This is a genomic window from Pectinatus sottacetonis (assembly GCF_015732155.1).
Lineage (GTDB): Bacteria > Bacillota > Negativicutes > Selenomonadales > Selenomonadaceae > Pectinatus > Pectinatus sottacetonis.
This window is the reverse complement of sequence record NZ_WIQK01000001.1, coordinates 1,487,083-1,502,184: the sequence shown is the minus strand read 5'-3', so window position 1 is coordinate 1,502,184 and position 15,102 is coordinate 1,487,083. Positions and strand designations below refer to the sequence as shown.

Annotated in this window: 15 protein-coding genes; 4 read left to right on the top strand and 11 right to left on the bottom strand. The window is 39.4% G+C overall.

All coding sequences use genetic code 11. The features are described 5' to 3' along the window. Window positions 1-13: 13 nt before the first annotated feature. From pyrE to pyrF, 4 genes are all read right to left on the bottom strand, one after another. Complete coding sequence (pyrE, locus tag I6760_RS06895; protein ID WP_196593759.1) at window positions 14-589, bottom strand: orotate phosphoribosyltransferase; 576 nt, start codon at window positions 587-589, stop codon at window positions 14-16. Window positions 590-663: 74 nt separating this feature from the next. Beyond that, window positions 664-1,986, bottom strand: coding sequence for a PepSY-associated TM helix domain-containing protein (locus tag I6760_RS06890; RefSeq protein WP_231036135.1), 1,323 nt, complete (start codon window positions 1,984-1,986; stop codon window positions 664-666). Between the two features lie 148 nt (window positions 1,987-2,134). Then, the gene (locus tag I6760_RS06885) at window positions 2,135-2,692 is read right to left on the bottom strand and encodes a Maf family protein (protein WP_196593757.1); all 558 of its coding nucleotides are present in this window, start codon (window positions 2,690-2,692) and stop codon (window positions 2,135-2,137) included. Window positions 2,693-2,707: 15 nt separating this feature from the next. Beyond that, the gene (gene pyrF / locus I6760_RS06880; protein WP_196593756.1) at window positions 2,708-3,424 is read right to left on the bottom strand and encodes an orotidine-5'-phosphate decarboxylase; all 717 of its coding nucleotides are present in this window, start codon (window positions 3,422-3,424) and stop codon (window positions 2,708-2,710) included. A 242-nt stretch (window positions 3,425-3,666) separates the two neighbouring features. Between pyrF and I6760_RS06875 the strand changes: the two genes are divergently transcribed. Then, entirely contained in the window at window positions 3,667-4,665 is a 999-nt protein-coding gene (locus I6760_RS06875; protein ID WP_196593755.1) for an NAD(P)-dependent oxidoreductase, read from the top strand. Between the two features lie 87 nt (window positions 4,666-4,752). Here I6760_RS06875 and trpA read toward each other — a convergent pair whose 3' ends face one another. The 6 genes from trpA to trpE are packed head-to-tail and all read right to left on the bottom strand — an operon-like array spanning window position 4,753 to window position 11,175. Further along, window positions 4,753-5,535, bottom strand: coding sequence for a tryptophan synthase subunit alpha (gene trpA, locus I6760_RS06870; RefSeq protein WP_196593754.1), 783 nt, complete (start codon window positions 5,533-5,535; stop codon window positions 4,753-4,755). Next, on the bottom strand, window positions 5,528-6,715 hold the full coding sequence (gene trpB / locus I6760_RS06865) for a tryptophan synthase subunit beta (RefSeq protein ID WP_196593753.1): 1,188 nt from the start codon (window positions 6,713-6,715) through the stop codon (window positions 5,528-5,530). Before trpB ends, trpA begins: the two co-directional genes overlap by 8 nt. Continuing rightward, window positions 6,712-8,109: a bifunctional indole-3-glycerol-phosphate synthase TrpC/phosphoribosylanthranilate isomerase TrpF gene (gene trpCF, locus I6760_RS06860; protein ID WP_196593752.1), complete on the bottom strand. Its 1,398-nt coding sequence runs from the start codon at window positions 8,107-8,109 to the stop codon at window positions 6,712-6,714. Before trpCF ends, trpB begins: the two co-directional genes overlap by 4 nt. A gap of 5 nt (window positions 8,110-8,114) precedes the next feature. After that, the gene (trpD, locus tag I6760_RS06855) at window positions 8,115-9,125 is read right to left on the bottom strand and encodes an anthranilate phosphoribosyltransferase (protein ID WP_196593751.1); all 1,011 of its coding nucleotides are present in this window, start codon (window positions 9,123-9,125) and stop codon (window positions 8,115-8,117) included. Next, complete coding sequence (locus I6760_RS06850) at window positions 9,125-9,703, bottom strand: anthranilate synthase component II (RefSeq protein ID WP_196593750.1); 579 nt, start codon at window positions 9,701-9,703, stop codon at window positions 9,125-9,127. The genes trpD and I6760_RS06850 overlap by 1 nt, the downstream gene beginning before the upstream one ends. Next, a complete protein-coding gene (gene trpE / locus I6760_RS06845; protein WP_196593749.1) occupies window positions 9,703-11,175 on the bottom strand; it encodes an anthranilate synthase component I in 1,473 nt (490 codons plus the stop codon). The genes I6760_RS06850 and trpE overlap by 1 nt, the downstream gene beginning before the upstream one ends. A gap of 706 nt (window positions 11,176-11,881) precedes the next feature. Here trpE and I6760_RS06840 point away from each other — a divergent pair. From I6760_RS06840 to I6760_RS06830, 3 genes are all read left to right on the top strand, one after another. Beyond that, window positions 11,882-12,193, top strand: a complete 312-nt coding sequence (locus I6760_RS06840) for an ArsR/SmtB family transcription factor (protein ID WP_407947312.1) — start codon at window positions 11,882-11,884, stop codon at window positions 12,191-12,193. A 20-nt stretch (window positions 12,194-12,213) separates the two neighbouring features. After that, the gene (locus I6760_RS06835) at window positions 12,214-13,056 is read left to right on the top strand and encodes a C40 family peptidase (RefSeq protein WP_196593747.1); all 843 of its coding nucleotides are present in this window, start codon (window positions 12,214-12,216) and stop codon (window positions 13,054-13,056) included. Between the two features lie 94 nt (window positions 13,057-13,150). Continuing rightward, window positions 13,151-13,627, top strand: coding sequence for a hypothetical protein (locus I6760_RS06830; RefSeq protein ID WP_196593746.1), 477 nt, complete (start codon window positions 13,151-13,153; stop codon window positions 13,625-13,627). A gap of 148 nt (window positions 13,628-13,775) precedes the next feature. Here the strand turns inward: I6760_RS06830 and I6760_RS06825 are convergent, their stop codons facing one another. Beyond that, window positions 13,776-14,957, bottom strand: a complete 1,182-nt coding sequence (locus I6760_RS06825) for an iron-containing alcohol dehydrogenase (protein ID WP_196593745.1) — start codon at window positions 14,955-14,957, stop codon at window positions 13,776-13,778. Between the last annotated feature and the right edge of the window lie 145 nt (window positions 14,958-15,102).

Genomic DNA, 15,102 nt, shown 5'->3' with positions numbered 1-15,102 from the left:
TATAACTCTAAATTTATTTTCCCGTACGACCGCGCTTCGTCATCGGTACATTATTCTTGCAGAGCGGGCAGTCTTCCGGTTTATAAGTTTTTACATCCAAACTAAGCAGGGCCTTATGTGGTACTTCACCAAAATCAGCTTTACCCCCACTTCTATCAACAAGCAGGCCTATTCCCACCGGTATTGCACCTTCACTCTTTACAACGTCAACTACCTCTTTAACTGAGCCGCCCGTGGTAACTATATCTTCCACTATAAGGACTCTTTCTCCCTTTGACAGCGCAAAACCACGGCGAAAAGCCATTTTCCCATCAACACGTTCAGTAAAAATAGCCCGCGTTCCCAAAGCTTTTCCCACTTCATGTGCCAGCAAAATACCACCTGTCATTGGTCCCACTACAGTATTAATATTCTTATCAGCAAAATATTTTGCCAATTCTTTGCACAGTGCTTCTGTATATTCAGGATGCTGCAATACATTAAATTTTTCCACATACATAGGACTATGCAGACCAGACGTCAATAAAAAATGCCCTTCCATTATTGCCTTTGTTTTTATCAATAATTCTTTTACTTCCTGCTCAGTCATTATCTTATCTCCCCCACATTGTTTGTTCTAAATTATATCATTCACCAATATTTTTGTCATGCTGTAATCCCAATTTATCTGTTGCCATTATACCAATGCCATATACAAAGGAACACTATTATTATCCATACCACACTTCCTGCTACTATTCCCCCAGTTCCTAGCAAAGGAAGTACCATTCCCAATAAGCTCAAAATAAATATCACTATCGGCAGCTGCCATATTTCATGTTGTGATAAAACATTAATAGAAATCGTGGAAAAATTCACCGTATTCATTATAGATGCCGACCGTTTCCACCAGGCAATAAAGCCTGACAAAATAACGACTATCGTTGCAATATCTAAAGTAGCCCAAATCATTTTCAATACCAGTGAATTATGATTATGCACATGTAGATCAATTATATACGCTGCAAAAGAAAGATATGAAGGAAGCGATTGTGTAAAGTCTTTTATTTTTCCATTGTTATCAGTCCCGAGCAAAACTACCTGCCCTACAAAAGAATGATTGCTATCTTTTGCCTGCGTCAGATAAAAAACATATTTATTATCATTAAATGATTTATCTGGCATGTCCACTGATAAAATATTTTTCTGTGGATACTTCTTATCTATAAAATCTACTGCCTGTGGTAAAGGAAGTACAGCTGCATGCAAATTATGCGGCATATTCTCAGCCGCAGCCTGTTTAGTATCCTTAATATAGTATCCATATCCCATTGTAAATACTATTATCATTATGCCGCTCAAACATAATACCGCCGCCCATACAGCTGTTGCAATACCCAAAAACTTATGCCAGCCGAACCAACTGGCAGCACTAGTTCTTTTATCTATTTGCGCAAAATTGGTTCTTTTCATAAAAGGCGCGTACAGCACAATCCCAGAAATTATACAAATTAAACTTAATAAGCACATAATTCCCAAAAATATCATCCCATCGTGTCCCAGCCCCATACGCACATGCAGTACATGCATGTCATGCATAAAACCAGACAGAGCGGGATATTTTACCTTTTCCTTATGCCAATGATAAATTGTATGATCCTGCGGATAAAAAGAAATCTGGTTTCCGCCCATACTCAACCGGGCTTCAGGATTATTCCTGCTGTTTCTGCCTTGTATCCGGTAAAGTATCCTGCCATCTTCCGGTTGCACTGACACAGATCTTAAACGCTGCTTAGGATATTGTGTCATTATCATTTTTTCGCCCTCAGGTACCTGCTGCCAAACAGCTTTATAAGTCATTGCCGCATGAGCATAGTCAGCCTGTCCTAAATTATAATTATGTATTTCCTTCTTAAATATTAATGGTAGTCCCGTTATACATAAAAGCAAAAAAAATATCAAACAAATACAGCTTATCCATTTATGGATTTTATACCAATATACCAAATATATCCACTCCTTATAAATGATGACTATTTATTGAGTTTTCCATGCTGCCTTATAATCTTTTCAGCAGCTTTCATCTATAACTGAACCTACCACGACTAAAGTCGCAGGGCTCCTGCTTCGCGGATAGTTGCGCCAAAAGCACATCTTACATCAAAGAAAATCCCGCCTGCTGGCTCAGTTCATACAATTTATGCAATGGTAATCCCACTACATTAGAATAAGATCCATTTATCGCTTTTATAAAAACCGCACTCTTACCTTGTACCGCGTAGGCCCCAGCCTTATCCATCGGCTCACCTGTCTTAATGTATGATTTTATTTCCATATCAGTCATATCTGCCATACTTACTTCAGTAACAACAAAATCCTGCCACATTTTACCATTACAGACCAAGGACAGTCCCGTATAAACAAGATGCTTTTTTCCTGCTAATGTTCTAATCATCCTAAAAGCATCATCTTCATCCTGCGGTTTGCCATAAATAACACCATTGACTGCTACAATAGTATCTGCTCCTATTATCAGCGCATCTTTGTGCTTGACTGCTATATCCTGTGCCTTTATTAAAGAGTTCTTCAGGACTACCTTTTCAGGTAGTCCTGCTTTTACTTCTTCAACATGCGCTGTTTCACAGCAGAATTTGCAGTCTATCTGCTCTAACAATTCCCTACGGCGTGGTGAACCTGAAGCTAATATAATCATCGTAGATTACTCCTGTTATCCTATATCTTTAATTTCCTTCAATATATTGTCAGCAGCTTCCTTTGGGTCAGCAGCGGCATAGATAGGCCGACCGACAACTAGCTGACTGGCACCATTTCTCAAGGCCTGCGCTGGTGTAGCAATACGGCTTTGATCATCAGCTGCAGTTCCTGCCGGGCGAACCCCAGGTGTCACTATCATAAAATCATTCCCGCAAACTTCACGTATTAATCCTGCCTCCCCGGGAGAAGCCACCACACCATCAAGTCCGGCTTTTTGGGCTAATTTGGCCAAGCGCACCACTTGTTCTTTTATTGATGCAGTCATTCCCAATCCCAGCCAATCTGCTTCATTAATACTGGTCAATACTGTTACACCTATCAACTTGGGTGCAATAATTCCCATTTTTTCTGCTTCCTCATGAATACGGACGGCTGCTTTATGCATCATAGTAAAGCCGCCTGACGTATGCACATTAAAAATATCCACACCCAATTTCATCAGTGAAACCAAACCTTCTGCTACCGTATTGGGTATATCATGCAATTTTAAATCAAGAAATATTTTCTTGTTTTTTTCTTTTAAATAGACAATTATCTGCGGTCCAACAGCATAAAACAGCTCCATACCCACTTTATAAAAGACTACGCTATCTTCTAACTTTTCTATCAAGGTCTTTGCTTCATTAAATGTTCCCACGTCAAGTGCTGCAATGAGTCTATCATCAATCATCCAAAAATCTCCTTATAATAATATTGAATAAACTTTATCTTAACAAAAATCTTAATTATTTTCCTACTCATTATAACATAGGGCACATTACTCTGCACCCAGCTTTACACTTAAACCTTTAAGAACTATAATTACTGATATATTATATACAAAGATAATATAATAATTATTAATACCCGCCCTTGATTCTCCGGTAACAAAATACCTATATAATAATATACAATTTTAAGGAGCTGACTTATATGTCAAAAGAAAAAGTATGCGTTTTCAGTTATCGTGATTTCGATGAAGCTGAATATTTTCAAAAATTAAGCCGTGAATTAAATATTGAGCTTATCATTTGCCGCGACGGCCTGACACTCGAAAACATTGATATAGTCAAGGGTTGCCGGTATATAAGTATTATAACCACACCAATTGACAATGTATTAATGAAGGAGCTTCATGACCGCGGAGTAAAAATGGTTTCCACTCGTTCTATTGGATTTGACCACATAAATCTAAAATCTGCTGCTCAATATAATATGCACATATGCCATGCCTCATATTCAACCAACGGTGTAGCCGATTATGCCATAATGCTTATGATGATGGCTTCTCGTAATATGAAACGTATTTTGCAGCGTGCTGATATCCAGGATTTCTCTCTTCCCGGCCTGCAAGGACGGGAATTTCCAAAGCTAACAATCGGCATTATTGGTGCCGGGCGCATAGGTCAAACAGTAATAAAACACTTATCAGGATTTGGCAATCCAATATTGGTCTACGATAAATATCAAGTCGATGAAGTAAAAAAACATGCCCATTATGTTGATTATGATGAACTTATTTCCCAGAGTGATATTATCAGCTTGCATGCTCCGCTCAATGAAGAAAATTATCATATGATAAATGAACATACGCTTGCCCGAATGAAAGATAAAGTCATTATTGTAAACACTGCCCGTGGTGGTCTTATTGATTCCACTGCCTTAATCAATGCCATTGAAAGCGGTAAAATAGGTGCTGCCGCTCTTGATGTTGTCGAAGATGAATTTGGCCTTTATTATAATGATTTAAAATCGCAACCACTTACCAACCGCCATCTAGCCATACTGCGCAATTATCCTAATGTCATTGTAACCCCTCATATGGCTTTTTATACTGACCAGGATGTTCATGATATGGTTTATTCCAGCCTGAAAAGCTGTCTTTTAGAAGCTTCCGGCGAAAAAAACCCCTGGCGTGTATATCCACGGTAAATACTTCTATATTCATACTTATAAAAATGCCTGTATCATAAAATGTTAATCTTTTTATGATACAGGCATTTCTATACCAGTGAAATATTAATCAGCTGCCTTCATTACTGCTGCTTTCATTTTTTTAACATATTCTCCTACCGGGCCTGATGCATCTCGCCCGTACTCTCCGACCATTTTTACGATAGCACTGCCAACAATAGCGCCATCGGCTGATATAGCTGCCTTCTGTGCCTGTTCCGGCTTGGAAATGCCAAACCCGATAGCAACGGGGATATTCGTGTTGGCCCTGATTATTTTCACAATACTATCTAAATCAGTTTTTATCTCCGTTCTGACTCCTGTAACTCCTAAAGAAGAAACAAGATAGATAAAACCCTGGGCTTCTTTTGCTATCATCCCGATTCGCTGTGCAGAAGTCGGCGCTATCAAGGAAATTACATCAACATTTTCTGCCTTGGCATACTCTAGCAATTCATCTTTTTCTTCATAAGGAACATCCGGAATGATAACCGCATTTATATCAACTTCCCGGCACTTAGCAAAAAATTTCTGTTTTCCATAAACGAATAACAAATTTACATATGTCATAAATGCCATAGGAATGTGTACCGTTCGACGGACTTTTCTAACCATTTCAAAAATATTATCCGTCGTTGTCCCATTATCCAATGCACGTTTACTTGCCGCTTGAATTACCGGACCTTCTGCCACCGGGTCAGAAAAAGGGATACCTATTTCGACCAGATCTGCTCCATTTTCAGCCATCGCCGTAATAATTTTCCCTGTTGTTTCCAGATCAGGGTCCCCCGCAGTTATAAAAGGAATAAACGCCTTCTTATTTTTAAATGCTTCCTGTACTTTAGTCATGTATATCAATCCCCCTGTAACGTGCCATCGCGGCTACATCTTTATCACCGCGGCCTGATAAACATATAATTATAATTGCATCTTTTTTCATTTTTGGTGCTATCTTCATCGCATGTGCTACTGCGTGCGCACTTTCTATTGCCGGTATTATTCCTTCGATCTGTGATAAATACTCAAAAGCCGTCACTGCTTCCCCATCCGTAACGGGTACATATTCAGCCCGTCCAATATCATGTAGATGAGCATGTTCCGGTCCTATCCCCGGATAATCCAACCCGGCTGAAATTGAATATACCGGCGCTATCTGACCATACTTATCCTGGCAGAAATAGGATTTCATTCCGTGAAATATGCCTTCTGTTCCCGTTGACAATGTTGCTGCATGTTTGCCCGTTTCTATACCGCGCCCCGCCGCTTCACAACCTATAAGACGCACATCTTTATCACTGATAAAATTATAAAACATCCCCATTGCATTGCTACCGCCGCCTACACAGGCCATAACTGCATCAGGCAGTTTTCCTTCTGCTTCGAGTATCTGCATCCTGGCTTCTTTACTGATGACACTTTGGAAATCCCTGACTATCGTGGGAAATGGATGCGGTCCCATAACCGATCCCAGTACATAATGCGTATCATCTATACGTCTGGTCCATTCACGCAGTGTTTCATTAACAGCATCCTTCAGTGTCTGGGTTCCGCTCTTCACAACATGTACCTTCGCTCCCAAAAGTTCCATACGATAAACATTGAGTCTTTGTCTGTCCGTATCTTCCTTTCCCATAAATATCTCACATTCCATGCCCATCAATGCGGCTACTGTAGCCGTGGCTACTCCATGCTGACCGGCACCTGTTTCCGCTATTACGCGTTTCTTTCCCATCCTTTTAGCCAGCAAGACCTGCCCCAGTACATTGTTTATTTTATGTGAACCGGTATGATTCAAGTCTTCTCGTTTTATATATATTTTGGCTCCGCCCAAATCCTTAGTCATCCTGTCGGCATAATACAGCAATGATGGGCGTCCTGCATAATTTTTTAACAAATCATTAAGTTCATTAGTAAATTCTGTATCATTTTTATACTTATTATACGCTTCTTCCAATTCTATCACGGCATTCATCAATGTTTCCGGTATGTATTGCCCACCGTGAATTCCAAACCTGCCCTTTTTATTCATGCTAAACTCCTTACTATTGCCATTATTTCATTTACTTTTATACTATCTTTTCTGCCATTTGTTTCCACCGCGCTGTTTATATCAACACCCCACGGTTTAACAGACCTTACCGCTCTGGCGATATTCCGACTGGATACTCCGCCCGCCAGAACAAATGGCCGCTTAAATTTATCCAGCAACGTCCAATCAAAAATTCTACCTGTCCCACCAGCCTGACCTGAAGAAAAAGTATCAAACAATATCATATCCGCACAGGAATCCTGCCATTGCATTATCGTAGTTTCATCCTTTGCCCGAACAGCCTTCCATAAATCGCACTGCATATTTTTTTTCATTTTCTGCAAAAATGTTTCCGGCTCACTGCCATGTAGTTGTACCGCATCAAGCTGCACATATTCTACAATTTCCTTGATGTTTTCTATTGTTTCATCTACAAAAACACCTACTGTCCCTATCTGTGGATTCAGCATTTGTCTTAGTTCCCGCGCAGCTTTCCGGCTTACCTGCCTGCTGCTTGGAGCAAATATAAAGCCACAATAATCCGGCATTACTTCATTGATTATTTTAATATCTTCTACACAATGCATACCGCATATTTTTATTTTCGGCCGGGGTATTGTTCCATTTAATTTTGTAATAGCATCTGCCTTATTTTCGCTTTTCATAAAAGTCTCGCCAATAAGTGCCGCCTGGATATTATCCTGTCTGAGCAAATCTATATCCTGTACTGTTTTTATCCCACTTTCCGATACAAAAATAACATTTTCTGGTACATAGCGGCGAAGTTCCAGACTGTTTTTTATATTTACTGAAAAATCACGCAGGTCGCGATTATTAACTCCTATTACCCGTGCATCAGCCGCCAACGCCTTTTCTATCTCAGCGCTGTCATGAGCTTCCACCAGGCAAGACATCCCCAATGCATCAGCGGTCCTGCGAAAATAAACCAATTCATCAACCGAAAGCAACGCACATATGAGTAATACTGCATCTGCTCCCAATAAATACGCTTCATATATCTGGTATTCATCTATCGTAAAATCTTTCCGCAGCACCGGAATATCTACTGCTTGTGCTATCTCACGCAGATATTCATCATTACCTAAAAAGAACTCTGGTTCCGTTAAAACTGATATTGCCGCCGCTCCTGCCTTCTCATAATCCACTGCTATCTGTAAATAAGGGAATTCCGCTGCTATTATTCCTTTTGAAGGAGATGCTTTTTTTACTTCACATATAAAAGACATTTCCCTGCCACGCAGTGCCTGTTCAAATAAAAAAGCCGTTTTACTTTTCTTTTCCTGTATTTCCTGTTTCAATACTGCCAGCGGTTTTTTTTGCTTGCATTGCTCCACCCTGACTCGTGTACTAGCAGCAAGCTTATCCAATATCATGCCTATCACACCTCATTCGTAAATCTTATAAATTCTTCCATTTTTCTATAAGCATCACCATTATCTATCAAAGCCGCCGCCCGATTTATTCCCCTTGCAAAATCAGCTGTCCGGCCTGCAAGATAAAGAGCCATTCCTGCATTCAGCAAAACAGCATCTCTCTTAGGGCTTTTTTCTCCCTGCAGAATTTTTTTCGTTATTTCAGCATTTTCTGTACCGTCACCACCTATTAAATCATCTAGTGCCGCATATTTCATTCCATAATCATGTGGATCTATTTCATACTCAGAAAATTTTCCATCGTTCACTTCACATACTGTTGTTTTTCCGCAAGCTGTAATCTCATCAAGTCCGTCCCCATAAACAACGGCTCCTCTTATTACACCAAGATTAGCCAGCACCTGGGCCATCGGCTGCAGCAGCTTCTTATCATAAACTCCCATAAGCTGCATATTAGCTGCCGCTGGATTAGTTAAAGGTCCCAATATATTAAAGATAGTCCTTACCCCAAGTTCCCTTCTCACTGGAGCCGCATATTTCATAGATGCATGGTAAACCGGAGCATACATAAAACACATGCCCATATCGTCAAGCATTTTTTCATTCTGCCCAGCATCAAGCTCCAGTTTAGCCCCTAATGATTCCAGGCAATCTGCCGCACCACACTTACTTGATACACTTCTATTACCATGTTTTGCTACGACTGCTCCATCAGACGCCGCAACAAAAGAAGCTGTAGTTGAAATATTAAAAGTATTGGCTTCATCACCACCAGTTCCCACAATTTCCAGTAAATTCACATTATGGTGTTTTACTGGTACACATTTATCACGCATTGCCGCCGCACATGCCGTTATTTCATCAACAGTTTCACCTTTTAAACGAAGAGCTGTCAAAAAGCCACCTATCTGCGCATTAGTAGCTTTTCCCCCCATTATTTCCAACATAGCTTCCTTTGCCATGTCATAAGCAAGATTATTACCATTTATAATTTCGTAAATTGCTTCCTTTATCATTATGCTGCACCGCCTATCTGTAAAAAGTTCTGCAAAATTATTTTTCCGTTAGAAGTTAGAATTGATTCTGGATGGAACTGCAGACCAAATATCGGATACTTGTTGTGTTTTATCGCCATTACCTCACCATCGTCAGTTTCTGCCGTCACGACAAGTTCTGGCGGTATACTTTTCCTGATAACTGCCAGCGAGTGATATCTAGCCGCCGCAAATCTTACCGGAAGACCCTTGAATATCGGCATGTCACCAATAACATTTATCATACTTTTTTTCCCATGCATAATTTTTTTCGCATAACCAACTTCAGCGTTGAATACTTCCCCAATAGCCTGGTGTCCCAAGCAGACACCCAATATGGGTATTCTATTCCCCAAACATCTTACTATATCCTCGCAAATACCTGCATCTCTCGGCTTTCCGGGGCCTGGCGATAAAATAATATGTGACGGATTAAGCTGTTGTATTTCTTGCACACTCATAGCATCATTTCTTATCACTTTCACATCCGCACCTATTTCTCCCAAAAACTGATAAAGATTATATGAAAAGCTATCATAATTATCTATTAATAACAACATTAATCTTCTACCTCCTGTGCCTTTTCAATAGCTTCCATCATAGCTCCTGCTTTATTCTGTGTTTCCATATACTCATTACGGGGCACGCTATCATATACAATTCCACCACCTGAACGCACATAGACTTTGTTATCATGTGCCACTGCCATGCGTATACCTATGCATACATCCATATTACCCGTGAAATCAATATACCCTATTGCCCCTCCGTATATTCCCCGCATGCTCTTTTCCAGCTCATGCAATATTTCCACTGCTCTTACCTTAGGTGCTCCTGACAAAGTACCTGCCGGCAATGTCGCCTCAATAGCATCTAAAGCATCCTTATCTTTCCTAATATGCCCCGTTACCGTGGAAGCTATATGCATCACATGTGAAAAACGCTCAATTTTATGAAAATCTGTTACTTTTACAGTACCAAACTCACTAACTTTGCCTAAGTCATTTCGTCCCAGGTCAACAAGCATATTATGTTCTGCCAGTTCTTTTTCATCATGTGACAACTTTTCCTCAAGTTTTTTGTCCTCATCAAGCGTCTTCCCGCGAGGCATAGTCCCTGCAATAGGAAAAGTAGATAACCGCCCATCTTTCAACTTAACCAGTGTTTCCGGCGAAGCACCAGTAAGCTCTATCTCCCTGCCGCTGAAATAAAACATATACGGTGATGGATTTGTTGTCCTCAGCATTCTGTAAGCATTTAACAGGCTTCCCGTAAACGCTGCTTCCCGCCGGTTGGATGGTACCGCCTGGAATATATCACCTTCTTTTATATATTCCTTAGTTTTTCTCACCAGAGTTTCATATTCCATTTCCGATAATTCACTCTTAAACGGACTCATAAGTCTGCCTGATTTTTCCCGGCAGATCTTTCCATGCAATACCAAATCAGCTAGTTCGTCAATATCCTTCCGTGCCTGCTCATAATTTTTTTCAAGATCATCCGTTCGGATATTAACAATTAAAAATATTTTCTGCTTTAAATTATCAAAAGCAATTATTTTATCAAACAGCATCAGGTCAACATCATTAAGTTCTTGTTTTTTACCGGCAAAATCGAGCTTCTTTTCACTATAACGGATATATTCATAAGCGAAGTATCCTATAAGACCGCCCGTTAGCGGTGGCAGAAAATCAAATCGCGGACTTTTATAATCCTTTAATATCTGCCGCAATTCCATAGAAGGTTCATCCGTATGAAAAGTCTTTATCCCATCATTATTTTTTATCGTCATTTGATGATTCTTGCATTTTACTTCCAGTGACGGATTAAAACCAAGAAAAGAATACCTTCCCCATTGTGCCCCACCTTCCACACTTTCCAACAAAAAGCAGCAGTCACTTACAGACTTTACCGCCCGCAGGATCTCTATAGGTGTCTTCATATCAGAAAAAAGTTCCCTGCTTACAGGCAGTATCTTATATTCATTCGTCATCTTTTCTAATGTTTTCAAATCCGGCTTATATGTGACCATATCAAACACCCCTTAAAAATAAATAAAAAAATACCCGCCCTAAGACAAAATCATTTTGTCAAGGACGAGTATATTAATTCATTACTCGCGGTGCCACCTTGCTTGGAATAAAATTCCCTCTCACGCAGAATACCAACATATTCTTCACTGTTAACGCCTGTGCCGCGTCATAGAGTACTAAGCAAATAAACTCTGCTTTTAGCTATGCCCTCTGTGGTCCATTTAATACTCTGCGTTCTGCCACATCCCAGCAACCGTGGCTCTCTGTAAGTGCACGATGTATTTTTATCTCCACATCAATGGTTTAAATTAAGGCTGATATTTAATTTAGCTATAATCTTACTATTTACATGTAACATTGTCAAGTTTTTTTCACAAATTCTTTGTAGCTGTTTGCCAATTCTGATATACTATATATATAATTATGTTGTGTCCGTTTATACTGTTCCAAATTTTATTTTTATTCCATGATAATTTTAGTGAACTTATTTCCATTAATCATACTAGCAGCACTACTACTAAGCAGTAATGTTTCAACCAGCAAAATATAATTATTGTTTATCAGGACAACAGTCTTTTTTCTTATTGAAGACCAACAGCAGCCCGGTTGTCCTTTAACTATCTTTAGCAGTGAGGGAAAATAATGTCAAAAGAATTTTTAACTAAAGATTGTGATATGTGTGAAATTTACCACGTTCATCAGGATATGGTAAAAAAATCCCAATTACATTTATTAGATAACAATACTACCAATCATTTAGCCGATACCTTTAAAATATTAGGAGATCCCACCCGCATAAAAATTCTGACACTATTATCCAGCAATGAAATGTGTGTATGTGATATAGCAGCAACACTGCAAATGGGGCAGTCAGCAATTTCTCATCAGCTGAGGATTCTGCGGGGTGCCCGTCTGGTCAAATTTCGTCGTGAAGGAAAAGAAGCATGGTATTCCCTTGATGATGACCACGTCGTAACGTTGATGAATCAGGGACTCCAGCATATACTTCACGCCTGAATCAGAAAGGATTTTCTGCCATGAACAAACCTCCTAAACTAATTCATATACTCTTCATCTTTACCATCATATTTTATCTAGGCGGCACAGCGGCAGCTGCTCCTATACTAAGCCTTCATTCAGAAGGGCGCGAAGTAATACTTTTACAACAAATGTTAAAAGAACATCACTATGATATTAAAATCACTGGTATTTTTGACAACTCCACACAAGCAGCTGTTAAAGCTTTTCAAAAAAACAATGCCCTTGAAGTCACTGGTGTAACGAACCGCAAAACATGGTGGACCCTTACAGGCAAAAAACTTTCCCCAGGCTTTCCAACTCCCCATATAACTCCACCGCCGACAGCCATAAAGCCTGTTATTAAGCCAAGGATATTAGTACCAACTATTAACAAACACCGTTCTCCATCTCAGCCTCAACAAAATCCTGCTACTATTATCGCCGGAATACGCACACAAAAAGTAAGTCAGACTCCGCCTTTTGTTCCCTCGCAAAAAGTTTCGCAAATAATTTCTACCGCCAAAAAATACATGGGAGTTCCTTATGTCTATGGTGGAGAAACACCCAAAGGTTTTGACTGCTCCGGCTACTTACAATATGTTTTCAAAAAAAATAATATAATACTTCCTCGCACTGCCGATAAACAATATGAATTAGGTAAAACTGTTCCCGTTAAAAAACTGGAACGCGGTGACTTAGTTTTCTTTGCTACTGACCTAAAAGAAATCAGCCATTGCGGTATTTATTTGGGCAATGATGAATTTATCCATGCTTCAAGTAGTCATGGTGTAAGGATTGATCGTCTTGATAACAGTTATTGGCAAACATATTTTGTTGGTGGCAAACACATCGTCCACTAAACAACCACTGTACTTTCTATAAGCCTTGTTCAAATTCGGAAAAATGACATCAAAAATTATTATAAATTTGTCTTAACGAAAGGATTGCATTTAATTGGATAGCCTTGAGTATATCTGGCATCATACTGCTAACACTGGTTACGTAAAACGCTTTTTCCCCGCTGATACCAATAAAGACATTTATGCCATATTGACGAAAATATTTAAAAATAGTGTTGTCAATAACGATACAACCTTTAATTTCAATGGCAATACTTATCTACTTGACACAGTCTTAGATAATAAAGGTCTAATGGGGCGATTATCACAGTTAAGGGAAAACAGAGAAATCCCACTTGTAGAAATTGCCTGCAGCGATGTTGACCATACTGCCTTTAACCAGCTGAAATCTCTTGCCAAACATCTTAATATAGAGCATACCTTCGGACGTCCCAATCTGCCTTATATCTCCGAACTGCTCCTGCCACCAGTACTTGCAGATAAAAAAACGATCGATTGGATACATAAAGTTACCTGCTGTCTGGGATTAATGGGTATCATGGGTAATGATTTTTTGCTTAATTACAAATAAACAGCCTGTAAAAAAGCCGCTAAAATTGTTGTAACAATTTTAGCGGCTTTTTATCTTCCATATATTTTCCTACATTATCCAAAGAAAGTCTATCCCAGACAAGCTATATAAACTGCAAACTTGTACCACTCTTAACTCCCCGGCTTTTTTAAAAATTGATTTCCATACCATAATATACTGCATTCAACAGTCTTTTCATTTGTTCTTTATTAATCTGACGTGGATTACTCAGTGTACAGGCATCGCTTACCGCTGCTCCTGCTATATAATCAAGCTTTTGCAAAAATTCTTCCTCTCTGATACCGAATTCTTTTAAAGTATGCGGTATGCTGAGTTTTTCATTATATACATACAGTTTTTTACAAAAAGCTTTTACGTCAGCACGGACACTACCTTCATTTATTCCCAGCCGTCCGGCAATTGCTGCGTAACGTACAGCAGCGGATTTTTCCCTGGCATTATACGCAATAACATATGGCAGATAAATAGCATTCGCACAGCCATGCGGAATATGCCCCGTACTATAAGCTGGTCCTGTCTTATGAGCCATAGAATGAGTAATACCCAGCAGCGCATTACTAAAAGCCATGCCCGCCATGCATTGGGCATAATGCATTTGTTCCCGCGCCGCCTTATTTCCCGCATAAGATACTTCCAAATATTTATCCACCATTTCAATGGCCTGCATCGCTAATGGATCAGTAAATGGTCCGTTCATAGATGATACATATGCTTCAACAGCATGCGTCAATGCATCCATTCCCGTATAGGCAGTGAGTTTAGGCGGCATTGTTTCAGCCAGGGCCGGATCTACTATAGCCACGTCAGGTGTAATATTAAAATCAGCCAGCGGATATTTTATGCCTTTTTTATTATCAGTGATAACTGAAAAAGCCGTAACTTCAGTACCAGTTCCTGAAGTAGAAGGAATAGCAAGAAACTTAGCTTTTTTACGCAACTCAGGAAAAGAAAATGGCTGAATGATATCTTCAAATTTAATATCAGGATATTCATAGAATACCCACATTGCCTTTGCCGCATCAATAGGTGAACCACCGCCCATCGCAATGATCCAGTCTGGACCAAAATCCAGCATCTTTTTAGCTCCGTTCAGTACAGTTTCTACAGATGGATCTGGTTCTATTTTTTCTATAAGTTCTGTTTCTATATCTGCCTGTTTCAAATAAGCAAGAACCTTATCAACAAAGCCAAAGCGTCGCATTGAACCGCCGCCTAAAACCAGCACAGCTTTTTTCCCTTTAAGTTTTTTCAATTCTGCCAGAGAATCTTTTCCCCAGTAAATATCTCTTGGCAATGTAAATCTTTTCATGGCTACCCTTCCTTTACTAAAAAATCATTGTATTATATTGTGAAATTTTGCACATTCTTGTTTACATTGATTATTATACAATTTTTTTCGTTTATCAACAAGATATTTTCTTACTTTTCATATAAAAATAATTTATCTGATAATT

Excerpts from the sequence above, each read along its gene's own strand:
- I6760_RS06885 (WP_196593757.1), bottom strand. The coding sequence starts at position 2,692 with ATGATTATATTAGCTTCAGGTTCACCACGCCGTAGGGAATTGTTAGAG.
- trpD (WP_196593751.1), bottom strand. The coding sequence starts at position 9,125 with ATGATAAAGGAAGCAATTTACGAAATTATAAATGGTAATAATCTTGCT.
- I6760_RS06835 (WP_196593747.1), top strand. The coding sequence starts at position 12,214 with ATGAACAAACCTCCTAAACTAATTCATATACTCTTCATCTTTACCATC.
- trpA (WP_196593754.1), bottom strand. The coding sequence starts at position 5,535 with ATGACTAAAGTACAGGAAGCATTTAAAAATAAGAAGGCGTTTATTCCT.
- trpCF (WP_196593752.1), bottom strand. The coding sequence starts at position 8,109 with ATGATATTGGATAAGCTTGCTGCTAGTACACGAGTCAGGGTGGAGCAA.
- pyrE (WP_196593759.1), bottom strand. The coding sequence starts at position 589 with ATGACTGAGCAGGAAGTAAAAGAATTATTGATAAAAACAAAGGCAATA.
- pyrF (WP_196593756.1), bottom strand. The coding sequence starts at position 3,424 with ATGATTGATGATAGACTCATTGCAGCACTTGACGTGGGAACATTTAAT.
- I6760_RS06840 (WP_407947312.1), top strand. The coding sequence starts at position 11,882 with ATGGTAAAAAAATCCCAATTACATTTATTAGATAACAATACTACCAAT.
- I6760_RS06850 (WP_196593750.1), bottom strand. The coding sequence starts at position 9,703 with ATGTTGTTATTAATAGATAATTATGATAGCTTTTCATATAATCTTTAT.
- trpB (WP_196593753.1), bottom strand. The coding sequence starts at position 6,715 with ATGAATAAAAAGGGCAGGTTTGGAATTCACGGTGGGCAATACATACCG.
- I6760_RS06875 (WP_196593755.1), top strand. The coding sequence starts at position 3,667 with ATGTCAAAAGAAAAAGTATGCGTTTTCAGTTATCGTGATTTCGATGAA.
- I6760_RS06825 (WP_196593745.1), bottom strand. The coding sequence starts at position 14,957 with ATGAAAAGATTTACATTGCCAAGAGATATTTACTGGGGAAAAGATTCT.
- trpE (WP_196593749.1), bottom strand. The coding sequence starts at position 11,175 with ATGGTCACATATAAGCCGGATTTGAAAACATTAGAAAAGATGACGAAT.